This is a genomic window from Gammaproteobacteria bacterium (genome assembly GCA_029881255.1).
Classification (GTDB): domain Bacteria; phylum Pseudomonadota; class Gammaproteobacteria; order S012-40; family S012-40; genus JAOUMY01.
Genome location: JAOUMY010000003.1, coordinates 286,220 through 309,030, shown reverse-complemented (window position 1 = coordinate 309,030; position 22,811 = coordinate 286,220). Strand labels below are relative to the sequence as shown.

Below are 22,811 nucleotides of genomic sequence, written 5' to 3'. Positions count from 1 at the left end.
CGTGTTACGACACTGTTTGCTACGGTGTATTAACCGCCGCAACCGCCGATAGTGACCTTGATCTGCTTCTTAGCCATATAGTTTTTGCCGCCTGCTCTTACAATCGCAGTTACGTCAGATGTCTTACGCATCTTGATACGGGCAGCGATATAACCATCGCAGTTGCTGGTCAACAAATACTGACAAGCTAGAGGAGAAGGGTTGTTCTCAACAAGTACGGATATAGCCTCGATGTCACTCAGGCTGGTTTCGATGTTTATAGGTACTACGTTACCGTTCTCCGCGATTTCTGGAGTTTTTACAAATTTGATTTTGTCGGTTTCAGTAGCGCCACCACCATCAACGGCGGAAATTGCGCCATCCATTGAGTCAGCCTTGAACGCGGCCTCTGGCCACGCAGCGAGCACCGTATTCGGCTTTAACAAACCGGCGCCGACAGCGACACCTAGTGCGCTGGTCATCAGGCTGCCTTTCAAGAAGGTTCTGCGTTTCATACTCACAGTGTTTCTCCTGTTAGATTCAAAAAAACTTAGAGCGAATAGATGAATTCAACAACTTTATCCAGCTCACCGCCTGACAGAATGTTGTGTCTGCCAAAAGGTGGCATGATGGTGTTTGGATTGTTTACCGTGGCGTCATAAATCTGCGCACGTAATTTTTCCTTGCTGGCAAATCTATCTTTGATGTTTTTCAATGGCGGGCCGATATTGCCTGGCAGGCTGGCGCCCTTTGCATCAATGGCGTGACACGCCAGACAGTTCCCCTTCTTACGGTCAAAAGCGATCTCGCGACCTTCTTCAACCACATCCGCAACAGCCGATTGTGCCCCCAAGCTACCGATAACGATAGCAACGGCGCTGATCGCTGAAACGAGCGTTCCCTTGGATTTCATGCATCACCCTCCTCGATCATATAAAAACCAGAGATTAGTTTTCTTTGGTAGCAGATTTGCATTCAGAAAAATTTGGAATTACTGCAACCTAGTTTGACTAAAAGACTCTAGTACCAACGTGTTATCAGGGCACACTAACTCTTTTAATTATAATTCTCAAGTGATTTTAGCTTATTGGCCCATAAAGAAAGTGGAGAGAAAAATAAGCATTCGGTGAATTACCGAAATTCTTTTTCGATAATTGCAATGCGCTTCAGTTCGGCGATACGTTGCTCGATTCTGTTGGCTTCAGACGCGGAAACATCTTTCTGGCGTAGGGCAAGACTCAATTGTTCAATGGCAGTATGAATCTGACCAAACATAAAATAATATTCAGCAAGCATCGCCAAGGCGGCGCCAGGTCTATCATTTTCACCTTCAGCTTTAGCTAAAAGCTCGAATACAACCGGTGATGGGCGTTGATCGAGCTGGGTTTTAAGGAGATTGATTGCTTTCGCTGCCTGGTTGGAGGCGAGTAGCATCTCTACATAATATTGCGTGACGGTGCGATTTCGAGGATAGAGCTGCCATGCGTCGTGGAAAATCTTTTCACTCAAGGCCTGGTTGCCATCGGCAAACTCGATTTGGGCAAGCAATACGCGGTAGCTAATGCGCTCCTTGTCATTCTTGATGAGTTGATTGAGGATGTTGCGCGCCTTTTTAAACTGACCATCGGCATGTAGTGCGAGGGCGTAGCCATAATCGTGAGCAAAACGGTGTTCTGCAATTCCAGCCTCTTTATTGGCAGAATAAAATTTCACCAGTTTGCCAGGATTGGTGCTATTGGCGACACGTAACTTTTCTCTTATCAGCTGATATTGGATATCCGAGCTTTTGGGCTTAAGTAAATACTTACTTGCTCGATCTTTCGATTCAGCAATGCGATTCGTTGTCACTGGGTGAGTGCGTAGAAATTCGGGTAGTTGATCATCATATAGCCGATCTTGCTGTTGGAGACGCTCAAAGAAACGCGGCATCGCATGTGGATCAAATTCTGACGCGACAAGAATCTGCATGCCAATATGGTCGGCCTCCAGTTCATGTTTGCGCGTAAAATTGAGTTGTGTCTGTATGTTGGCGGCGAGCGTGGCGGCAAGAGCGGCCTCTGCAAGATTAATATCTTTCCCGCCCAGTAATATGGCCGCAACAATGGCGGCGGCTGTTGGTAGCGTGAGTTTCTCCGCGGCACTAAACGCACGATCGAGGTGGCGTTGCGCGATGTGCGCGATTTCGTGTGCAATGACGCCAGCCAGTTCGTGTTCATCCCGTGACGCCAATATTAGTCCTGCATTGACACCAATATAGCCGCCAGGACCTGCAAAAGCGTTGATGATGGATTCATTGACGACGAAAAAATAAAAGGGACGGGTGTTGAAATTACTGCTGGAAACCAGTTGAAAGCCAAGATTCCATATATAGTCGATAACTTCAGGGTCACTGGAAACCGGCAAATGTAGGCGAATACTACGCATGAAGGCCGCGCCAAGCTGCTCTTCTTCTTCTACCGATAGACGTGTGTTGGCTTCGGTGCCAATCGTCGGCAAATTAATATCGTTTGCAGACACTAGTGCGGACGGCAGGGACAATAGCAAAATTCGGAAAATCAAATACCAGTGCTTCAAAGGGTACGTCCGTTTCCTATCTACGATCAGGAGATACTATATTCGCTACCTTAGCATGATTCCTTTAGTGTCGGCCAAATGTTGGTTTCCAGTAATTTGTCGATTATTTTCCAGCGTGAGACATGGATGAATAGTGAATTAGCTCTTCGCGTTCTTTCCAGTGTTTCTCGTCAAGTAGCGCAGCCGGCATGTGATAGCGGTTTTGTTCCGGGACCGGGTGTTTGGCAACAATCTTGACTACATTCTCGTAAGCGATCTTGCGTATGCCGCCGTCACCGTCGGTGAAGCGAACTATCATATTGTCTTTGTGGCATTTCAATAAGTAGAACTTTGCAGGCCGAACTTTACCCGCGTTGTCTTTAAGGCTTACCACGTAGCGAGTATCTTCTTGAAAATCATCTTTTTTCATAAATTTCTCCTGGTTGCGTTGGCAGGTAGATAGATGTTGGTGCCCTGTATAGTGTCGAGCGATTTCGCAGAAAATCAAGCTCTTCAATAGTTGGGTTTGAATATAGGTTAAATATTCGTATATTTTAATATTAAGTTTTTGTGATATTCTTCACGGCTGTTGGGATGAGTTTTGGATCGTGTATCACTTCTTTTGTAACTTATTGTGAACTTAGCATAAGCTACTGAACGGGTGTGTTAATCTTTTCTCTACCCGAACGATATAAAGTGGGTGATGCATACGACCTATGGGTTATGTTACCTTTGACTCTCAACAAATTTTCTATAATCTATCTTTAAAGTATAAATATTGGAGTAAGGAGCTGAAGCATGGCGAATTTTGATCAGGAACTGGATGCATCGGGTTTGAATTGTCCACTACCTATCTTGCGTGCCAAGAAATCGCTGGCGACGTTATCTGCAGGGCAGGTATTACACGTTATTGCCACCGATCCGGGTGCGGTAAAAGATTTTGAGGCGTTTGCAAAGCAAACCGGTAATGAGTTGATGGAGTCACGTGAAGAAGGTGGCAAGTTTTACTTTCTGATCAAAAAGAGCTAAGGACGCAGCGGCTTTCAGTTTGGTTTTACCACACGGAAGCGGTGGCCCAACGCCAATAGTACGAGGCTATCAAAGGGGTACCGTGTATGGACGAAAAAAAACTCGCGATTATCGCAACCAAAGGCTCGCTTGATTGGGCATATCCCCCATTCATTCTCGGGTCAACGGCGGCCGCGCTGGGTTATGAAGTGCAGATATTCTTCACTTTTTATGGGCTGCAATTGTTAAAGAAGAAGCTGGATCTGAAAGTGACATCGCTGGGAAATCCTGCGATGCCTATGCCTATGCCAGTCCCAGTAATGATGCAGGCTTTGCCGGGCATGCAAGCCATGATGACTTCCATGATGAAGGCAAAGATGAAGAAAAAGGGTGTCGCAGATGTGCTCGAACTGCGCGATCTTTGCATAGAAGCAGACGTAAAGATTATTGCCTGTCAAATGACAGTCGATTTGTTTGATTTCAAACATAGCGATTTGATTGATGGGATTGAATATGGCGGCGCAGCAACTTTTTTTGAGTTTGCCGGCGAATCTGACGTCAACCTTTATATGTAGTTTCGGCCGTAGAAGAAAGGGTGATGATAAATCGCCCTTTTTTATCGGTGTTATTATCAGAATATAATCATATAGTGGATGAGTTGGGATGGTTTGTTTTCGGTATTAACTGAACGGAAGGAGCAATCTAAGGCATGGCTACCTACGCACAAATGCAGCAGATATTCGACGATATCCGCAGCGATTTCCGCTATGATCACGAACTCAATGGGTGCTTAAACTGCGGTATTTGCACCGCCACCTGTCCTTCCGCGCAATTCTACGACTATAGCCCAAGAGAAATTGTCCAACTGCTTTGGACAGAAAACGTCGATCAGATTTACGATGCAATGCAGGAAAAAATCTGGGCATGCGCGCAATGCATGACTTGCGCCGCACGTTGTCCGTTTAAGAATTCTCCCGGCGGTCTGGTGGCTATCATGCGTGAAGTCTCCATCAAACACGGCATGCAATCGGCAAAAGATGTGTTGCGTCCGTTTGGCCGCGTCATGCTTAAATTGATTACCACCGGCAATCAGCTTTCCCCCGACATGATACAACCCGATCACTTTCCCGATTGGGGTCCCAATATTCAAAAAGTTGAAGGCAATCTCAAAACGCTGCGCAAAGCGATTCCAGTAAAAACACTGCAGACGACGGATACCGCTTGGGAAGTCAGTCTCAAGACATCTGTCGAAATGTATACCATTTGGGAAATGACAGGCGTACTGGACGCGCTGGAGTTAATGGATGAGAACCTCTTCGATGTCATCGAAGATTTCATCGATGAAAAACGCGAAGAATACGAAGAATGGCTTGAAGAACAGGAAGAAGACGACGATTGAGTCGTCGTTTCTTTTCGTACTAAACGTTTTATAACGTGGAGGTTTTGCCATGAGCAACGACACCAACAAACCTGGTAATCACAATACTGGCCCCGATGGCGCCGGTCCTGGGACCATGAAGCCAGGGTTTCATAACACCGATGGCCAAGGTATTGCTGGCCATGGCTCGTTCTTTCAGGCATCGAATCTTTCTGGCGAAGATGCGATCAAGGCGACAGAGTGGGTGCGAAAACATGTGGACCGTCGCACCGTCGATCTTGGTGAGCGTATGGATGATATACGCGAACACATGTGGGAACTGGAAAAAGATGGCGAAATCATAGTTCATCGCATAACCGATGATCACAAACCTGAAGTCGTAAAGACGCTTTTTGGCTGGGATAAAAAAGTCCCGGTTACTCAGTTGTGGCATCACAAATCTTGCGGCCAGTGCGGCAATATTCCCGGTTATCCGACTTCGTTGATGTGGTTCATGAACAAGTTTGGTTTTGTCCCCGGTAAAGATTATCTGGACGAAACAGATCAGACCTCCTGTACGGCATGGAACTATCACGGTTCAGGCATAGGCAACGTTGAATCACTCGCTGCCGTATTCTTACGCAACTTTCATCAGGCCTATGTCTCAGGTAACCGCATGGGTTACAAACCAGGTCATTTTTATCCACTTGTCCACTGCGGTACTTCTTTCGGAAATTATAAAGAAATTCGCAAGTATCTGGTCGAGTCGAGTGCACTCCGTGAAAAGGTAAAAAAGATACTGGGTAAGCTTGGTCGTCTGGTTGACGGCAAGCTGGTGATACCGGAAGAGATTATTCACTATTCGGAATGGGTTCATGTAATGCGTAATCGTATTGCCAATGAATTACAGACCATCGATGTTTCCAATATTCGTACAACCGTGCACGCGGCGTGTCACTACTACAAGATGGTACATGAAGATGCGATTTACGACCCAGATGTACTCGGTGGTAATCGTACTGCACCGGGTACTTCCATCGCTCAGGCGCTAGGCGCTGATGTTATTGATTACTCAACCTGGTATGACTGTTGTGGATTTGGTTTCCGTCACATCATTTCAGAGCGCGAATTTACCCGTTCTTTCACGATGGATAGAAAAATCAAAGTCGCACGCCAGGAGGCAAATGCTGACGTGATGTTAGGCATAGACACCGGCTGTATTACAACAATGGATAAGAATCAATGGATAGGTCGTTCTCATAATCAGGAATTTAATTTACCGATTATGGCCGATGTGCAATTTGCCGCACTCGCATGTGGCGCCGATCCGTTCAAGATTGTACAACTGCAATGGCACGCCTCACCATGTGAAGAAGTCGTGGAGAAAATGGGAATTAGCTGGGGTGACGCCAAGGTTAAATTCGAAGCCTATCTGAAAGAAGTTGAAGCAGGCAAAATCGAATATCTCTATGATCCAAAACTCGCGATTGGGGGCTAACATCAATGTCTGATACGGTACTGATAGTAGGTGGTGGACCGGCTGGTTTGTCAGCAGCGGCAGCGGTAAGCGCAGCGGGCAAGAAAGCTGTTCTGGTTGAAATGGAAGACAAACTGGGTGGGGCGCCAATACTATCCGGCTACGCCAAGCTAGTACCGTCTGGTGAATGGGCCAAAGACGCAATAGGTCGCATGGTCAGTCGTGTAGAAAATGATGGCAACATCGCAGTCCACAAGGGAAGTAAAGTTACTAAGTTAGACGGGGACGTGGGTAAATTTACCGCAACCTTGAGCAACGGTAAGACAGTCAATGCAGGGTCAGTGGTGTTAGGCACAGGGTTTACACACTTTGATTCGATAAATAAGCCCGAGTGGGGTTTCGGTACATTTCCAGATGTGTTGACGACGACGCAAATGGAACAAATGGTGAGTGCAGGCAAGATTGCCTGTCCATCTGATGGACGAGTACCTGAGCGCGTGGCAATTCTTTTATGCGTTGGTTCGCGCGACCGTCAAATTGGTCGCGAATGGTGTTCAAAGATTTGTTGTACGGTGTCCGCAAATCTGGCCATGGAAATAAAAGAGATGTCTCCGCAAACCGATGTCTTTATCTACTACATGGATATTCGCACCTTCGGTTTATACGAGGATCGTTTTTACTGGCGTTCGCAGGAAGAGTTTAAAGTCAAATACGTCAAGGCGCGTATTGCCGAAGTTACACGTTCTGCGGATGGTCGTTTGCTGGTTAAGGGTGAAGACACCCTGGTTAAACGTCCCATTGTTATCCCGTTTGATATCGTTGTTCACGCGATAGGCATGGACCCTAATGAAAACAATCCCGAAATCTCCAACGTGTTTGGGGTTGGTCTCGAAAAACATGGCTATATCGAGCGCGCAGAGCATTATACCAACACCTGCGGGACGACACGAAAAGGTGTATATGCGGCAGGTGCTGCTTATGGTCCGGAAACAATAGATGATTCGATTTCGCAGGGCGCGGCTGCGGCTATGCGCGCTATTGCGGATCTAAAATAGGTTTCCAAAGGCAAACGCGCATGCTGTGGTTCAAGAAAAACTCTGCGGCACTTCATGATGTCAATGGCGATCGTGTTGCTCCTGTGCCACTACAGGTTGAGCTCGATAAGAACATTTGCGCTCATAAATTAAATCAACTGATCGAAGCGGCGGAAGAACGTGGTGGACTGGAACAATATATTGAAGCGCTGAATACCAAGCACCACTTGTTTCAAGATGCCTTGTCCGCAAGTGAATTGCCGGAACTTGATGCTGAGGGATTTGCGATTTTGTTGGACGCGGTGTTTCCCGCGCGTAGAAAATTGCCAACTGGAACAGACGCCGTTTCTCATGAAGCGTTGTTAAAGCAGATGTCGATCCTGATGCATGGAAGAGAAAACGTTAGCGAACGTATGGGGTCATTTGCCGATTTGTTTGCTACCGACAATCGCAAAATAAAACGGGCCGCCTGGGATTTTGCGGCGGAAGCCCTGCATTTTTTTGCGCCAGGTAAATACCCGTTAATGACACGCTGGGTATGGGATAGCGGATCGGTGAGCGGTGCCTTGCGAGAATTTATTCGCAGCAATGATGGGATGTCTGATGTTCCCATTAGTAATGAGCCGGGACAGTTTGAAGCCGCACGGGTCTGGTTGGCGGAACAAATTGCCGAGCAAGGCTATTACCGGGATGTACCATTCATGGTCGATCTCTTATTGGCTCAGGCATACGCCGACTATTTTATTGCGATGTCGAGTGGTGTCGGCATGATGGCGGGTGAGTTTGGTGGAAGAATAGAACCGATAGATTTTATTTGTAAGTTGTTGGGTATAGAAGCGGGTAAACGGAGTGGCAGGCTGCGGGTCAAACAAAACGTGATTCACTAGCGAGACCGGCAGCGTAAACAGCGGAAAACGTAAGTAACGGAGAAATGCATGGCTATCCATGAAAAATCCTTGATTGATGCGGAACGTTTGCATACCAAAGATAATCTGGTCATCGAAGGCGTGGATGTTTCCGGGCACTGGAACACTATGATTACGCCACGCACTCTGCGTGACTACAATGAACATTTCGAGAAAACCATACAGGCCTACGGCGGCGGAGAGAATGTACATCGCTGCTGGCAATGTGGTTCGTGTACCAACTCCTGTACCATGTACGCGCAAAACGTGAACTTCAATCCACGCTACTGGATTTATCTGACACGACTCGGTCTGACCGACGAAATCATCAAAGACAAAGACATTATCTGGCAGTGTGTTTCCTGTAACAAATGTACGCATATCTGTCCTAAAGACGTACGCCCCGAAGGTGTGATGAAGGCACTCTCTCATTGGATGGAAGATCAGGGCATTACCGAAAAGAGTCCGGCCGCGCACTTCGATGAAGAATTCTGGGATCAAATTCAAAAACGCGGACGCATAGAAGACAGCGCGGTATTGAAAAACTTTTTTGCCAAGACAGGCCAGGCGCTGATGCAGGACTGGTTTGTGGAAATGGTTAAGCGCATGATTAAGCATCTACCGCTAAAGCATTTGATTCATTCCGGCTTGCATGTGTTGTTTCCACCCAAGACCAAATCCTGGGGTAAGACAGGCGAAGTGCTAAAGCAATATGTGAAGGAACAAAAGGAGGCTGCACATGGCTAAGGTGGCATATTATCCCGGCTGTGCATTGGAAGGTACCGGTGGGCCTTACGACAGATCTACGCGCGCGATTGTAGGTGAGTTAAAGCTGCAAATGGAAAACCTGCGCGACTATAACTGTTGCGGTGCTATGGAAGTAAAAAATGTGCACCCCATGTTGCAGACCTATTTGTCGGCACGTAATCTGGCGATCGCCACTGAGCAGATGGGTTTCGATACGGTGATGGCGCCATGCAACGGTTGCTATCACAATCTCAAAAAGGCTGAGTATGAACTGGCCACCTCGCCGGACGCATTGAACACGGTTCAGGACTTGGCCAAGAAGGCCAATGACCCGGTATATAAAGGCGATGTGCGCACCGTGCATTTACTCGAGTGGCTGATGGAGGAAATCGGCTCTGAGGGTATTAAGGAGCGCATGAAGAAATCGCTCAACGGAATTAAAATCGCCAATTACTACGGTTGTATGTATACGCGACCACGCCAGATCTTTCCCGAGAAAGATGCCGGCCCAGGATCGGAGTCTACTTATAAGCCACATTATATGGATGATTTGCTCGGTGCCGCCGGTGCTGAAAACGTGGATTATCCGCTCAAGACTGCCTGTTGTGGTGGTGCGCACACTTTGTCTGATGCAGACACGTCTACACAACTGGTTTTGAACCTCCTGCAAGCCGCAGAAGACTCCGGTGCGGAAGTGATTGCAACCGAATGTCCTACCTGTCACTCTGGCCTGGAAATGCATCAGGTGCGAGCGGAGAAGGTGTTTGGTATTAAAACCAACGTCAAGATACTCTATTTTACTCAATTGCTGGGGCTTTCCCTGGGGATGTCCGCACGCAAATTGGGTATACACGAGAATGTCAGCGATTCGATCGATTTCCTGAAGCAAAAAGGTGTGTTGTAATTACTCACTCTGGATTGCGCGCAGAGAGAGCGTTCTAGTTCTCTCTGTTTTGCCTGTCGAAAAGGGAACGTTTTAAATGATCGAATGCAACGGATGCGAATTTATTCCCGAACTTTACTATGATGATCAATACCAGATCTGGGTATCTGTCGATACTGACGGCACGCTCAAAGTTGGTATGACCGATATCTCCCAGTCTATTGCGGGAAGAATTCTGCATGTTCGGGTACGTAAACCTGGCACCCTCCGCCCCGCAGGAAAACCTGTAGCCACTGTGGAAAGTGGCAAGTGGGCAGGCCCCGTGCCCAATCTGATTGATTGCGAAATTCTTGAGGGCAATAGCGCAGTACTGGATGCTCCCGGCTTGTTGAACTCTGATCCTTATGGTGCCTGGATTGCCCGCGTTAAACCGGCGTCAGGTCAACAGGATTATCTGTCGGTTTTTAAAACCGGTGATGAAGCGAAACAGGGTTATTGCGCACGGGTGGCGAAGGAAGATATACAGTGTGAGAGAAAATAGCGATGGCTGACTCCCATTATATTGATAGCGATGAAGAACAAAGTGTCATGATTATGATGACGAGCGGACCAAGTACGCCGCATCGATGTGCGACGCCATTTTTTGTAGCGACAGTATTAGCGGCGATGGATGCGGAGGTTAAACTCTTCTTCACCATGGAAGGTGTGAATCTTTTGCGTAAAGGTATCGCCGATACGCTGGTCGCAATGGATGGTGGCAAGCTGATAATTGATTTTTTGCGCGACGCCAAGCAGGCCGGTGTTAAAATCGTTTGCTGCATGCCTGCGCTACCGGGTTATGAAATCGATCCTGATATTGATTTAATCGACGAAGTAGATGAAGTCGTTGGCGGCGGTGTGTTTGCGGACTTGATACTCAGTGCCGATAAGGTATTATCCTTCTGAACAGTAGACGCACGATCGAATAATTTGCTAAAGAAAAATAGCGAGGGGCGTGGAAATCATTTCTGCGCGGAAACGGGTTTTACCACATTTATTTTGTATATTAATCCGGGAGGAGTGCATCATGGGTGCAGTTCGAGGCTGTGAAATACCTGAAGATCTGAGTTACAACGTGGACAATAATGTATGGGCGCGCAAGGAAGATGACGGCACCATCACGGTGGGCATGACATCATATGCAGCGGCGCTTGCGGGTCAAATCGTTTCTTATACCCCGAAGAAAGTAGGTAAGGATGTCAAGAAAGACAAATCCTGTGCTACGGTCGAATCCGGCAAATGGGTAGGTCCGGCGAAGTCTCCTGTAGCGGGTGAAGTCGTTGCAATCAATGACGCGGTTTCTAGCACTCCCGGCTTAATCAATAGCGACCCGTATGGCGACGGTTGGCTGGTAAAGATCAAACCTGAAGATTGGGATGGCGATTCCTCCGATCTGGTTACCGGTGGCGCAGCCACAAGTGCTTTCGAATCGAAGATGAATTCGGAAGGTTTCGACGGTTGTAATTGATGCATTGTTGTCGTCTTGTGTCACTGGAAATGGTGGCACAAGACCGCAATATCTCTCCGCTGTTTTCAAGTCGTGATTAACGAGGTTGGGTATGTTTGACTGGATGGGCGCCGCGCAACGTGTCGAAGCCTTAGAAGATATCGAACTGGACTCGGATCTCATTCAATATATGGAATCACACTGGTCGGGATTACCTGATTCGGCCAAATTAAATGGCATAAATTTCTATACCCCGACGTTTAAAACCTATCTCAGCTCGGAACTCAGTGCATGCAGTAGCAGTAGTGCCTGGCCAGCGGTATCGATTACTGGAGCCAAGTGCAAACTGCAATGCGATCACTGCAAGGCGAAAATACTCGAGCCGATGATAGCGGCGGAAACGCCGGAAGAATTATGGCGCGTAGTCAATCGCGTGATTGAACAGGGTGGCCGGGGTATGTTGATAACCGGCGGTTCAAATCACCGTAATGAAGTCGAATACGACTCGTACTATTCCACAATACGACGCATAAAAGATGAATTTCCGTTTTTTAAAATAGCCATGCACACCGCCCTGGTGAATGATGATATCGCCTTGTCCATGGAGCAATCCGGCATAGACGCTGCGATGATGGATGTGATTGGCGCTCAGGAAACCATTACGCAGGTTTATCATTTAAAACGTACAGTTGATGATTTCGAAGCGACGCTGGCTTCACTGGTCAACACCAAAATGAAAGTCGTTCCCCATATCGTCATCGGGTTGCACTATGGACAATTGCTCGGTGAATGGCAGGCCCTAAAAATGTTGCAACGCTATACACCTGATGCGGTCGTGCTGGTGGTGGTCATGCCACAGTATGCGCCTGAAAAGCGTCCGTTTAAAACACCTGATACTACCGAGGTGGGTCGCTTTTTTATGGATGCTCGTGAGGCATTGCCAAATACACCCTTGTTACTGGGATGCGCACGTCCGCCAGGACTGGCCAAGGTTAAAATCGACAGCTATGCGGTTATGGCGGGAATGAGCGGTATTGCGCATCCAGCCGAAGGCGTTGTTGAACTGGCGGCACGTCTGGAACGACAGGTAAAGGTTACGCCGGCATGTTGTTCAATCGCGGTGGGCGAAGAAGTTATGTCCATGGACGAAACTGCGGATACGCTTGAACTCAATTTGGAGCAAGTGCTTGCACATGAGCGTGCGAATAAACGGCCTGCTTTTTTTAATCGCGGCCATGCACTACAAAATATAAAGATAGTCTCGGGATAACTCTTGGGCGCAACCCGAATAGATTTTGTATATTGCATCCAGCCGATGTTCACGGATGCGGACTAAAATTAGATGAGTATAAGGAGAGTAGGGATGAGAGATCAAAAACGCTGGAGACTCCTGGATACCGGCTTGCGTTCAGCGGCCGAAAACATGGCTTTAAATAAAACCTTATTGGAGTTGCATCAGGAAGGTTTTATACCCAATACACTGCGGTTCCTGCAATTTCCCCCCAGCGCCCTGATAGGCTTTCATCAAAGCGTCGAACAAGAATTGCGTGAAGATTATTGCAAAGAGAACGGTATCGAGATCCAGCGACGTATTACCGGAGGTGGCGCGATCTATTTCGATCAGACACAAATAGGCTGGGAGTTGTATCTCGATAAACAAACCCTCGGCACCGCCGATATGGGCGAAATTGCCAAAAAAATCTGCACAGCGGCAGCGAAGGGGATTAGCGCACTCGGTGTGAATGCGGAGTTTCGTCCGCGCAATGATATTGAGGTGGATGGTAAAAAGATCTCAGGAACTGGTGGCGCATTCGACGGTAATTCGATTCTTTACCAAGGTACCTTGCTGGTAGATTTCGATGTTGAGCGTATGCTGCGCGTTTTGAAAATCCCTGCAGAAAAACTCAATGACAAAATGATTGAATCCGCACGCGAGCGGGTTGCCAATCTCAAAGATTTGCTTGGTGAAGCGCCGGCTCTGGATAAAGTTAAGAGCGAAATGATGAAGGCCTTTGCTAAAGAACTCGACCTGGAATTCTTTGTAGCGGACGAATTGAGTGAAGTTGAAAAGAGACGTTTCGCCGAAAACCTGACTGATATCGATACGTCGGAATGGGTTTATCTGAATCAAAAACCTGCATCGGCTTCGGTCAATATGGACGGAATCAGTAAAACCGCAGGCGGCTTGATGCGCGTCACCGTCGGGTTAGACACGGAACGCAACCACATCAAACAGTTGTGGATTACGGGTGATTTTTTTGTAAATCCACGTCGCATGATCATAGATTTGGAAGCGGCATTGAAAGACACGCCCGTCGCGGATTTGCGTGTGAATGTGAATCGCTTTTTTGATAATTACCCGGTTGAAATGTTGATGTTGTCGCGCGCAGATTTTATTGCAGCGATCGAGTCAGCATTGCAGCTGGAAACCTTGGAAGAATCTGTTGGCTGAGACATTTGGTGTTCGCCTGGATCGTCGGCATATAGCCGTTGATGTATTAGTGGTTGGCTTGGGACCGGCAGGGAGTAGTGCGGCCTGGGCAGTAGCCAAGGCGGGCTTATCGGTTATTGGAATCGACAAAAAACGCCACCTGGGTGAGCCCGTACAATGCGCAGAGTTTATTCCCATGCCCTTAGGCGCTTATGCAGCATCGTCGCCGGTGCGCGTACAAACCGTTGAAGGTATGAAGACATACCTGCCCTCAGGCGCGGTAGAAGAGTCTCCCTTTCCTGGGATTATGATTGATCGCGCCCAGTTTGATCGCGCGCTCGCGGCCAAGGCTCGGCAGGCAGGTGCAACGTTATATGACGACACACGCTTAACCGATATTGATCCCGTTGGACATTCCGCAACGATATTGTTTCGCGATCACATGGCCGATGTACATTATCGCTATCTGGTTGCCGCCGACGGACCGCATTCGATTGTTGCGCGTTTTCTTGGTCTCGATGCATTGGACACGGTGAATACGCGCCAGTATACCGTGCCCTTGTTAAAGCCATACTTCGACACCGATATCTGGTTATCCGATAATTTTCCGGGCGGCTATGCCTGGTTGTTTCCCAAGGGCGATGTGGCCAATATCGGAATGGGTGCAGACAAACTTTTCCAACCGGATTTGAAAATTCCCTTGGATGATTTGCATCGCCAACTAGTGCTTGAAGGGGTGCTAGGTGAAACCATATTATCGCGCACAGGCGGTGCCATTCCTGTTGGCGGCATACGCAAAACCCTGGTGGAACAAGATGTGGTTTTCGTAGGAGATGCGGCAGGTTTAACTCACCCGATCACCGGGGCAGGTATTGCATCGGCAGTGCAATCCGGCGAGTGGGCAGGTAGTGCCATCGCCGACACCATTAATGGTGATACCGAAGCGTTAGGTGAGTATGTCGACGAGGTGTTTGAACAATACGGTACGACAATAGGCCGAGCGGTAGAGCGTCGACTATGGTTGAAACATTTCTGGCGCGGCGATCGGGCCAATGATGATGAAATCATGCGTCGTGGATGGATCGCCTTCGACGAGTATTTTGAAGAACAGCATCAGGAACTGGCGGCAGTTTTATAGACATACGGGTAAATCGTTTAAACAGAACGCCAAACAGAGCAACAGTGTTGAGTGAGGGTATCGAATGAGTACGACGGCGGAAAACGTTACAGCACCACTGAATTTTTACAAACCAGATTATTTTGTAAAAACTCCGAACATGCGCTCGCCAGAATATGTGCAAATGTCTACAGCGGCAGCCATAACCCTGGGCCTGGTGCCGGGTAATATGCACCGAACCTCGTGTACTCATTGTCTTAATTTGTTAGTTACCTATCCTGAGGGTTGTCGTGCCAATTGTTCTTACTGTGGTCTGGCGCGACATCGTGAGGAATCGCGAGACTACGCGGATAGAAATTTCATACGCGTTGATTGGCCGACCGCGAAATATGATGAAGTCATCGAAAGAGTAAAAGCCGGCCAGGACAAGGCCGCGTTTGAACGTATGTGTATTTCCATGATCACCCATCCGAACTCCGATGATGACTCGATGGAAATGTTGAAAAAGTGGGTCAAAGAAGTGCCGCATATTCCGGTATCGATATTGTCCAATCCCACTACCATGTCGTATGAATATATTCGCGAAATGAAAGAGGTCGGTGCGGATATTTTTACCGTTGCCCTTGATGCAGTCACGCCAGAGATATTTGAACGTACCCGAGGCAAAACCGTAGACAGTCCCCATACCTGGGAGCGTTATTGGCAGGCAATTGAGTGGGCCGCGGAGATATTTGGTCCCGAAAAATTCGGTGCACATTTAATCTGTGGTATGGGCGAAACCGAACAAGAGATTCTTGATATCTGCCAACGCATACGCGATATGGGCGGGCATAATCACATGTTTGCCTTTTTCCCCGAGCAAGGTTCGATGATGGAAGACTGGGAAGCGGTCTCTCCCGATCAGTGGCGACGTGTACAACTGGCGCGTTTTATTATCGATTATCGCGGCGGCAATGTGCGTAATATGACGTTTAATAGCGCCGGTCAGGTCGTCGACTACGGAATCGAAAGATCCGAGCTGGAAGAGCTAATCAGTACCGGCGTACCTTTTCAGACCTCGGGTTGTCCAGGTAAGGACGACGAAGTGTCGGCCTGTAATCGACCCTACGGTGATTCCTCACCTACCAATATCTATTCTTTTCCTTTCGCGCTAAATGACAAAGATGTCGATGTCGTTCGGCGACAAATGGCGGGAGAGCAAATCGGAACCTTTCACGAAGATCTCGATGATTAGTTGAAAAAAAAGGGCCTCTCAAAGGCCCTTATTAATTTGTTCGGCTGTATGCTTCGCGTTTATCGAGCGAGTAGGTTTGTTGGGGCGCTCGACAACTTCGAAAATTACTAGCCTTTAGACTTTAATTAAATCAGTTTAGTTAAAGTCGTAGCGGTTCTTCATATTGTCTTTGATGATATTTCCGATCGATGCAGACACGCTTTCACACTGCGTCCCTTCATCCAGGGTAATGTGATTTTTGCTATCCATCAAACCTGCTGAGGCAATACAACCTGTCAGATCAATCTTGGTGCCAGCGTTAGCTGCATCCGGATCTTCCAACCAGTCTGTAACATTAAATGTCAGCGTCACATTCGCGCCAGCATCGGTATCAACAACAATACCGTTCGTGGGCTCAAAGCGAATGTCTTCTGATACTTTTACCGTCAGCGTGAAGGTGCCATCGGTGACACCGTTGTAGTTGTGGGTTCCCTTTACCACCAGGGCATTGCCCAGTAATGCGTCGCCCGTCGTAACCACGCCATCTTCAATATTTGATTCGTCGAGGCGTATATCGACGCGTTTATAGTTGCCAGTTGGCGCGTCAAACGAAATATTTTGCGGTAAAGCAGTTCCGTCGATTAGATTCATGACATATGGGCCGCCGGGAACAGTGTAGTCTTCGGCGTTTCCAGCTGTCGTACTGGTATTGAATCGGATGTCGCGGATATTCATACGTGCTTCGGTAATGGTGAAAGTAGTGGCTCCATCACTGAATTCGATAGTGTGCGAAGTGCGCGGCTGTAACTTGGCACTAGCCGCACTGTCACTCAGCATCATCTTGAGTGATGAGGAACTACCTGTACCGGCGTCGTGTTTACAGGCAAGAAAAATACTCGAACAGGCAACGAGGGTAACCAGTCCTTTTGCGATGTTGTTCATTTCCAGTGAGCTCCTTGTATTGGGGTGTGAAAAGTTACCCAAAAATTATCGGTATCAGATCGGTATTCTTTATTTTCAAATCCACAGAGTCATAGTGGAAGAATGTAAAGGATGCTTGACATATCTGTATTGCCAACTATAATGTAAAGCATGCTTTACATTAAGGTTTGGGATGAAACTCGAAAACAGACTCAAGGAAGTGCGTAAGAACAAGGGTTTAACCCAACAGGACCTCGCTGAGCAGGTGGATGTGAGCCGGCAAACTATCATCGCGATTGAGAAAGGAAATTATGAGCCCTCAGTAAAACTAGCCTTACGCATTGGTGAGTCGCTGGGCTTGCACGTGGAAGAAGTCTTTTTCTTGGTGGTTTAGGGAGTAATCGGATGAATAAATCTTACCTTGTCAGAAATATTGTGATTGCACTGTGTCTAGTGGCAATAGTTAGCTTAGTTAGCAAGTCCTTGCTTGCTGGATTGGCCGTGGGATTGTTGCCACTGGTTATCGCGCTTGCATGGTATCCACGGCGTAATCGGCTTGATAATGAAGGTAGGCCAAAGTTTGATGAGCGGGAAATTCTCGTACACTATCGAGCGGCACGGATATCGTGGGCCTTTTTGTGTATCTCGCTGGCCTCAATTATTCTGTACCAGGATGTGTATATCCAGCAGAATCACGCACCAACGTCGGCATTGAGTGGGATACTGATGGCAAGTATCGGAATTTATACGGTTCTGAAATTTGTATTTAAAAGAACGTAAATTCACCCCGACAAACATTGAAATTCAAAAAATACATATTTTTTCTGGTTTCTAAACCTTTCTGAGTCCAGCAACTGCATCTGCTCCTGAAGATGTTTAATCTTTTTGCGAAATGCCCAATTAACCAGGCTATAAATGCGTGGATGCCGGCGTTTGGGCTTCTCCGTCAGAATTTCCAGCGCGATCTTTGCGCGGTCCGCAAACTGTCTACCAAGGTCGAGAGTCTTGATGGTGCTGTGGGTATAATCCAGCTCACGTAAAATTCGGAACCCGGTATTGTTGGCGCTCTCTACGAATTTTCGATAATTGTGGCCGCTTTTGGCAAAGATGCCCTGGGCATGGTCATTAATAAAATAGTCGAATACCAGTAGATGCCCGCCAGGAGCGAGGTGGGTTCGCGCATTATCGAAAAGCTGTTTTAACGGAATATATTGCGCCGATTCGCTCATAATCAGGCAATCATAGGTACGGTTGGTCGAGAAATTTTCGAAACGGGTGTGATGAAATGGCACCTCCAGCGTGGACGTGAAAAGGTCTTTCTGCGTCTGGTCCGGTGATAATCCCTCAACCTCTAGACCTCTATCCAGCAGGCGCTTGGTCAAGGCAGATGTGCCACAACCGACGTCCAGTATGGATTTGGCATTTGTCGGGATGTTGTCCACCAGAAAGTCTTCATACCGCTGTTGGGCGCGTTTCAAATTCTCGAACGTGAGGTCGTCATCATCGTTCCAAAGACCATAATGCAAATGATCTAATCCCAGGACCTCGTGATAGAAGCGCAGTGCGTGGTCATTTTCACGGGACATATGAAGACTCCATTATTGTTGTGGCCGTCTTCATCTTACCCTTATCAGGAAGCCATCTTCAAGCAATAGAACCCAGGTTGACGATGCCTTTTCCCAGGGCTTGTACAATCGCCTGAGATCGTGAGCTGACCCCCATCTTGCGATAGATGTTAGTAAAATGAAATTTGACTGTCCGCTCCGTAATACCGAGTATTGTGCCGATTTCCCATGCACTTTTTCCTTCCATAGCCCAGCGCAGAACGGTTTTCTCGCGAGAAGTCAGTAGTGATTTTGGCGTCTGTTGTTCCATGTGTTTGCAACCTCTGGCATAAAAGTATTTTTGCCAGGATTGTGCCAATGATTTGACTATTGCTTCACCGGATACAGAAACCTGTACTCTCGTTCAGTAAACGAAGTGTATTCACACAAAATGATCAATTTGAATAACTAGATAAACGGCAATAAGACGCGTAACGCGGCAAAACTTTTCCTAAGCTCGCGGTATGAAGCAAATCATGTTGAGTATGTCCGACAAATTGGATTCTATATATCCCGCAGTATTTTGCTATACACGCACCTGTACGTCCGAACATATTTTGATCAATTGGGAAGTGGTGTTGCATAAACCGTCTCCAGGCAAACCAGACAGGAGAAATTGTATGTCATCTGAAATGCACTGCTGTTGCGATATGAATAGTATGAGTGTTACTAAAACGCAGTATACTCATACCGTGGTGAGTACGCAGATATCTGTTTCCAGTTTTAACCAATCGCTTGCCACCGAGCTATTGAAACCTGAAGCCGATATGGATAGCGTTGCTCAAACAAACCGACAGATGAAATATCGTATTGGCGAGCACAAAGGAATGCTGGATTTGATTCCCGTAAGTTCATCGCCATGGGCAAAGCAGGGACTGGAGCGCTTTTTTCTTTTAGCCAGCATGAGCTCGGAATCTACCGCTGAAACCAAGGTAAATCATTTGGTTAAAAATAGCCATGCAAATTGCGTTCTTGAGTATCTTGCGCAAAGCGGACAAAAATGTCACGCAGAAGATGTATAAACGTGGTTTTTCACGCTGCGCATTGCGTGGCCAAAGACGCGTTGGGAGTGTAGCTTCAAATCATGTGGAGTGAACGGTAATGAAAGATATCAAGGTTACAGATATCGGCGCAATTAAGAATGAATTGCGCAAGTATAAAGCTGGGGCGAAGCTGGATATCAATCAATTTAACCAGGTGGCGAGAATTGCCTGGCTGGGCAAGTTAGTGATGCAGCCTTTAGACCCCATGGATGCTAACGCGAAGTCGTTTCTTGTTTATGTAGATGATAGCGGCGAATTTATCGAGCATTTTTTGCGGACAGATCAGGATTTGCTCGGGCGTATGCATATCGTTGATGGCGATCAGGCGCAGGCATTGATAAAGGTGATGGAGCAGGGCTTTGCGGAAAGAAGTTTGTTATATCAGGATCTCAAGCAGCGTGATTTTTATTTCGAACATTTCTACCAGCAGGATGCCGGGGATTCCGACGGTGCGTGAGCTATGCAGTATGGTCCAGCTTGAAGGTTCGAATAATAGTGTTGAAGTCCTCTATATGCCTGGTTAATGTTTTACTTTGATCCAGGGTTTCGTGACTGCCGGTATTTGTGGCTTCAAGTATGGCTTCAATTTCCTTGACCTTATCGAAGATGTGTAAAACGGCTGATTTTTGTCTGTTACGAGCGCTTTCCACGACTTGTTTCAATTTGGAAATATCATTTGTGTTGTCATCTTGATTGTGATTTTGTAGTGATGCCAGCGCATTTTCGGAATGCTTACTGAGAATCGCACTATTGCTGAGAACATCGTTTGTCGCTTGCTGGGTTTTACCGGCGAGTTGACGGATTTCTTCCGCCACTACCGAAAACCCACGCCCCTGTTCACCAGCGCGCGCCGATTCAATAGAGGCGTTAATTGCCAGGATATTGGTTTTACTTGTGATTCGAGTGATATTTTCCAGCATGTTTGAAATGTCTACGGTATGGGAAGCTAGCACCCCAACAGAGGAAGACATTTCGGACATTTTGCTTTCCAGAAAATTTGCGGATTGTTCGGCTGCCTCCAGCGAAGATTCCGATATAGCCTCTATACCACGGAGTTCCTGATTAATATCCTCAATTTCACGTAGCTGAGACGCCACGCCGTCACTGGTTAGCTTGGCTTTGTCTGCCAAGATGCTAGAGACCGATTGCAAGTTTTTAGAAAGCTCGTTGATTTCGGACACCACTTCATTCAGGCTATCCGCCATGCCATTCATGCTGTCGGCTATCGAGCCTATGATGTCGTCACTCTCAATGACGCAACGCTGGCTTATATCTCGTTGGCTTATGGAATTGGCAACGCTAGCAATACGCGCCAATTTCTTTATCAGAACTTGTTGGGTTATGGCGTAGCTGAACAGGCCAATGCTGGAACCGGCTACCAGACAGCCAACAACAAACCAGATCAGCATACCTGGCTTCCATTCCACAAAGAAATTGGCATAGAACGGAAAAACAATGCCCATAAACATGCCAAATCCAACAAATGATAGAAATAGTTGACGTAAGATACTTTTTTTCTTCATATATTCAGCGAACTATTGTTTATACTCAGCCAATTACCTTAAGAAATATCGACAGCGCCAGAAATTTCTGAAGTTCCAGCGCCTTATGGTCAACATGCAGGGAGCATAGAGGTGGTAGATGGTTTACCCAACGATTGAAAAGCGAATGGAAAAACGGATTATCATCATGTCTAACGACATGTCTATGATTTCCAGGATAAAAAATAGTATTCCCGAGGACTGGGTTGCCTCTTCTGTGACAGATCTTGAGGATCTTGGAGACTGGGGTGATCTTCTATTGTTTCGATTCCTGCTTCTGGACCTTGATGAAGTGGACGTATTTGATCCTCTCGACGTAATCCGCGACATCCGTATGCAACATCAGATTATGTTGCCGGTTTTTTGTTTCGGCGGTAGCGAGGAGTTACAAAACGAAATGCGCATGTCGCGAGCAGATCGCTTTTTTAGCCGGGATGAAATCATAGCGATCTTACCGCTTTTCATTAAGCAATATGACTGGGGTTAATACCAGTAAAGGCCAAGATGAAGATTCAACACATGTCCAGATCTGGAATGGCTAAGGAAATAATTGTTCAAGTCCGAGCCGAACGTTAGATGCATATGTCGGCTTAGCCGGCTAGCATATCCAAGACCTATCAAGGCGTTCAAGCCTAGCGTGGAGTTGTTGTTATGACTCGCATGGTATGGGTCGTATAAATCATCTGTTTGAATGTATTCCGTCAGGCCGCCGCCCGCGCGCCAGAACAGACCGCGTTTCTTCGGAAATAATGTGGTTACAAACGTAAGGTCACTAAAGTCTTCGAAGGTACTGACTTGTTTTTCATAACGGGAGATTAACATACTTCCAAAACGGACTCCCATAAGGGTATGGGGATTCAATGTCATACCGAATTCTAAAACCGGGTAAACCGAACTGGACGACGCGAGCCGGGTTATGCTGGTAGAGAGGCCGGAGGCAGGAGATTTTGCCCAGATGGGGCCCGTTTCCACGCCGACATAAAACTTACTACGTTCCCAGGGTATTTGATCTTCGCGGCTGTTTTCGGATGAGGTCGGTTTGCTGCTCTGTAAAAAAATGGTTTCGTGATAACCACCAAGAAATCCTATACCACCTCCGACCAAACCTAAACTAATGGCCGCTGGAGGAAACACAGATGCGAATGCGGAGCTCGTTAAGGTGGCCGTCAGCCCAGCAGCGCCTAGCGCGGCGTAGCCAGCGCCTCTCAACATGCCTTTTTTTCGATCTGTGTTTTCAATTGCCAGCACGTCGTCCCGGTCCAGTTCCACTTGCTCCCCGGTATTCGTGACCGCGATGACTTTTTGGGGTGTGACGTCGATGTGCTGCGCCCGAAAGTATGTTCCTGAACGTTTATACAACAAACTTTTTATCTTGATAGAGATGTTTTCTTCCGTGGTAAGTACGCGTGTGCTTGAACAGGCGCTTCCAAAAATCAGCAGCAGGCTCAGGATGCTTAGTAATAGGAGACGTGTATACATAGGGTATTCTTGTCTTTGGATCTCAGGGCAGTC

General features: G+C 47.3%; 29 protein-coding genes. 20 read left to right on the top strand and 9 right to left on the bottom strand.

The features are described 5' to 3' along the window. Nucleotides 1–29: 29 nt before the first annotated feature. The 4 genes from soxY to OEZ43_08790 form a co-directional block, all read right to left on the bottom strand. Entirely contained in the window at nt 30–494 is a 465-nt protein-coding gene (gene soxY / locus OEZ43_08805; protein MDH5545679.1) for a thiosulfate oxidation carrier protein SoxY, read from the bottom strand. A 35-nt stretch (nt 495–529) separates the two neighbouring features. Continuing rightward, nucleotides 530–892: a sulfur oxidation c-type cytochrome SoxX gene (gene soxX / locus OEZ43_08800; GenBank protein ID MDH5545678.1), complete on the bottom strand. Its 363-nt coding sequence runs from the start codon at nt 890–892 to the stop codon at nt 530–532. Nucleotides 893–1,110: 218 nt separating this feature from the next. Then, a complete protein-coding gene (locus tag OEZ43_08795) occupies nt 1,111–2,553 on the bottom strand; it encodes a M48 family metalloprotease (GenBank protein ID MDH5545677.1) in 1,443 nt (480 codons plus the stop codon). Nucleotides 2,554–2,656: 103 nt separating this feature from the next. Beyond that, nucleotides 2,657–2,962: a hypothetical protein gene (locus OEZ43_08790; GenBank protein ID MDH5545676.1), complete on the bottom strand. Its 306-nt coding sequence runs from the start codon at nt 2,960–2,962 to the stop codon at nt 2,657–2,659. A gap of 368 nt (nt 2,963–3,330) precedes the next feature. On the opposite strand from OEZ43_08790, the gene OEZ43_08785 reads away from it, so the two are divergent. The 15 genes from OEZ43_08785 (at nt 3,331) to OEZ43_08715 (ending at nt 16,211) form a co-directional block, all read left to right on the top strand. After that, nucleotides 3,331–3,561, top strand: a complete 231-nt coding sequence (locus OEZ43_08785; GenBank protein MDH5545675.1) for a sulfurtransferase TusA family protein — start codon at nt 3,331–3,333, stop codon at nt 3,559–3,561. 86 nt (nt 3,562–3,647) lie between these two features. Further along, the gene (locus OEZ43_08780; GenBank protein ID MDH5545674.1) at nt 3,648–4,115 is read left to right on the top strand and encodes a DsrE/DsrF/DrsH-like family protein; all 468 of its coding nucleotides are present in this window, start codon (nt 3,648–3,650) and stop codon (nt 4,113–4,115) included. A 152-nt stretch (nt 4,116–4,267) separates the two neighbouring features. Beyond that, nucleotides 4,268–4,939, top strand: coding sequence for a 4Fe-4S dicluster domain-containing protein (locus OEZ43_08775; protein MDH5545673.1), 672 nt, complete (start codon nt 4,268–4,270; stop codon nt 4,937–4,939). A 49-nt stretch (nt 4,940–4,988) separates the two neighbouring features. Continuing rightward, nucleotides 4,989–6,395 (top strand): heterodisulfide reductase-related iron-sulfur binding cluster, encoded by a 1,407-nt coding sequence (locus OEZ43_08770; protein MDH5545672.1) that lies wholly within the window; start codon nt 4,989–4,991, stop codon nt 6,393–6,395. 5 nt (nt 6,396–6,400) lie between these two features. Further along, complete coding sequence (locus tag OEZ43_08765) at nt 6,401–7,429, top strand: FAD-dependent oxidoreductase (GenBank protein ID MDH5545671.1); 1,029 nt, start codon at nt 6,401–6,403, stop codon at nt 7,427–7,429. 20 nt (nt 7,430–7,449) lie between these two features. Then, complete coding sequence (locus tag OEZ43_08760) at nt 7,450–8,295, top strand: hypothetical protein (GenBank protein MDH5545670.1); 846 nt, start codon at nt 7,450–7,452, stop codon at nt 8,293–8,295. Between the two features lie 48 nt (nt 8,296–8,343). Continuing rightward, nucleotides 8,344–9,060, top strand: coding sequence for a 4Fe-4S dicluster domain-containing protein (locus tag OEZ43_08755; protein ID MDH5545669.1), 717 nt, complete (start codon nt 8,344–8,346; stop codon nt 9,058–9,060). Continuing rightward, nucleotides 9,053–9,964, top strand: a complete 912-nt coding sequence (locus OEZ43_08750; GenBank protein ID MDH5545668.1) for a CoB--CoM heterodisulfide reductase iron-sulfur subunit B family protein — start codon at nt 9,053–9,055, stop codon at nt 9,962–9,964. The genes OEZ43_08755 and OEZ43_08750 overlap by 8 nt, the downstream gene beginning before the upstream one ends. Nucleotides 9,965–10,043: 79 nt before the next feature. Then, the gene (locus tag OEZ43_08745; protein ID MDH5545667.1) at nt 10,044–10,484 is read left to right on the top strand and encodes a glycine cleavage system protein H; all 441 of its coding nucleotides are present in this window, start codon (nt 10,044–10,046) and stop codon (nt 10,482–10,484) included. A gap of 2 nt (nt 10,485–10,486) precedes the next feature. Then, nucleotides 10,487–10,888: a DsrE family protein gene (locus OEZ43_08740; GenBank protein ID MDH5545666.1), complete on the top strand. Its 402-nt coding sequence runs from the start codon at nt 10,487–10,489 to the stop codon at nt 10,886–10,888. 121 nt (nt 10,889–11,009) lie between these two features. After that, entirely contained in the window at nt 11,010–11,450 is a 441-nt protein-coding gene (gene gcvH, locus OEZ43_08735; protein ID MDH5545665.1) for a glycine cleavage system protein GcvH, read from the top strand. A gap of 91 nt (nt 11,451–11,541) precedes the next feature. Then, a complete protein-coding gene (locus OEZ43_08730) occupies nt 11,542–12,699 on the top strand; it encodes a radical SAM protein (protein MDH5545664.1) in 1,158 nt (385 codons plus the stop codon). A 93-nt stretch (nt 12,700–12,792) separates the two neighbouring features. Beyond that, nucleotides 12,793–13,881: a lipoate--protein ligase family protein gene (locus OEZ43_08725; GenBank protein ID MDH5545663.1), complete on the top strand. Its 1,089-nt coding sequence runs from the start codon at nt 12,793–12,795 to the stop codon at nt 13,879–13,881. Beyond that, the gene (locus tag OEZ43_08720; GenBank protein MDH5545662.1) at nt 13,874–14,998 is read left to right on the top strand and encodes an NAD(P)/FAD-dependent oxidoreductase; all 1,125 of its coding nucleotides are present in this window, start codon (nt 13,874–13,876) and stop codon (nt 14,996–14,998) included. Before OEZ43_08725 ends, OEZ43_08720 begins: the two co-directional genes overlap by 8 nt. A 64-nt stretch (nt 14,999–15,062) precedes the next feature. Further along, on the top strand, nt 15,063–16,211 hold the full coding sequence (locus tag OEZ43_08715; protein MDH5545661.1) for a radical SAM protein: 1,149 nt from the start codon (nt 15,063–15,065) through the stop codon (nt 16,209–16,211). A 135-nt stretch (nt 16,212–16,346) separates the two neighbouring features. Here OEZ43_08715 and OEZ43_08710 read toward each other — a convergent pair whose 3' ends face one another. Continuing rightward, on the bottom strand, nt 16,347–17,132 hold the full coding sequence (locus OEZ43_08710) for a hypothetical protein (GenBank protein ID MDH5545660.1): 786 nt from the start codon (nt 17,130–17,132) through the stop codon (nt 16,347–16,349). 172 nt (nt 17,133–17,304) lie between these two features. Between OEZ43_08710 and OEZ43_08705 the strand changes: the two genes are divergently transcribed. Together OEZ43_08705 and OEZ43_08700 are read left to right on the top strand one after the other, a co-directional pair. After that, nucleotides 17,305–17,505: a helix-turn-helix transcriptional regulator gene (locus OEZ43_08705; GenBank protein ID MDH5545659.1), complete on the top strand. Its 201-nt coding sequence runs from the start codon at nt 17,305–17,307 to the stop codon at nt 17,503–17,505. A gap of 11 nt (nt 17,506–17,516) precedes the next feature. After that, complete coding sequence (locus OEZ43_08700) at nt 17,517–17,891, top strand: hypothetical protein (protein MDH5545658.1); 375 nt, start codon at nt 17,517–17,519, stop codon at nt 17,889–17,891. Between the two features lie 2 nt (nt 17,892–17,893). Here the strand turns inward: OEZ43_08700 and OEZ43_08695 are convergent, their stop codons facing one another. Next, on the bottom strand, nt 17,894–18,697 hold the full coding sequence (locus OEZ43_08695; GenBank protein ID MDH5545657.1) for a class I SAM-dependent methyltransferase: 804 nt from the start codon (nt 18,695–18,697) through the stop codon (nt 17,894–17,896). A 58-nt stretch (nt 18,698–18,755) separates the two neighbouring features. Beyond that, on the bottom strand, nt 18,756–18,986 hold the full coding sequence (locus tag OEZ43_08690; GenBank protein MDH5545656.1) for a helix-turn-helix transcriptional regulator: 231 nt from the start codon (nt 18,984–18,986) through the stop codon (nt 18,756–18,758). A gap of 349 nt (nt 18,987–19,335) precedes the next feature. On the opposite strand from OEZ43_08690, the gene OEZ43_08685 reads away from it, so the two are divergent. Both OEZ43_08685 and OEZ43_08680 read left to right on the top strand, forming a co-directional pair. After that, nucleotides 19,336–19,737: a hypothetical protein gene (locus tag OEZ43_08685; protein ID MDH5545655.1), complete on the top strand. Its 402-nt coding sequence runs from the start codon at nt 19,336–19,338 to the stop codon at nt 19,735–19,737. Between the two features lie 79 nt (nt 19,738–19,816). After that, complete coding sequence (locus tag OEZ43_08680) at nt 19,817–20,215, top strand: hypothetical protein (protein ID MDH5545654.1); 399 nt, start codon at nt 19,817–19,819, stop codon at nt 20,213–20,215. 1 nt (nt 20,216) lies between these two features. On the opposite strand, the gene OEZ43_08675 is transcribed toward OEZ43_08680, so the two are convergent. Then, entirely contained in the window at nt 20,217–21,281 is a 1,065-nt protein-coding gene (locus tag OEZ43_08675) for a methyl-accepting chemotaxis protein (protein ID MDH5545653.1), read from the bottom strand. Between the two features lie 118 nt (nt 21,282–21,399). Between OEZ43_08675 and OEZ43_08670 the strand changes: the two genes are divergently transcribed. Further along, nucleotides 21,400–21,786, top strand: coding sequence for a hypothetical protein (locus tag OEZ43_08670; GenBank protein MDH5545652.1), 387 nt, complete (start codon nt 21,400–21,402; stop codon nt 21,784–21,786). Here OEZ43_08670 and OEZ43_08665 read toward each other — a convergent pair. Then, entirely contained in the window at nt 21,783–22,778 is a 996-nt protein-coding gene (locus OEZ43_08665; protein MDH5545651.1) for a hypothetical protein, read from the bottom strand. The genes OEZ43_08670 and OEZ43_08665 overlap by 4 nt on opposite strands. Nucleotides 22,779–22,811 lie beyond the last annotated feature (33 nt).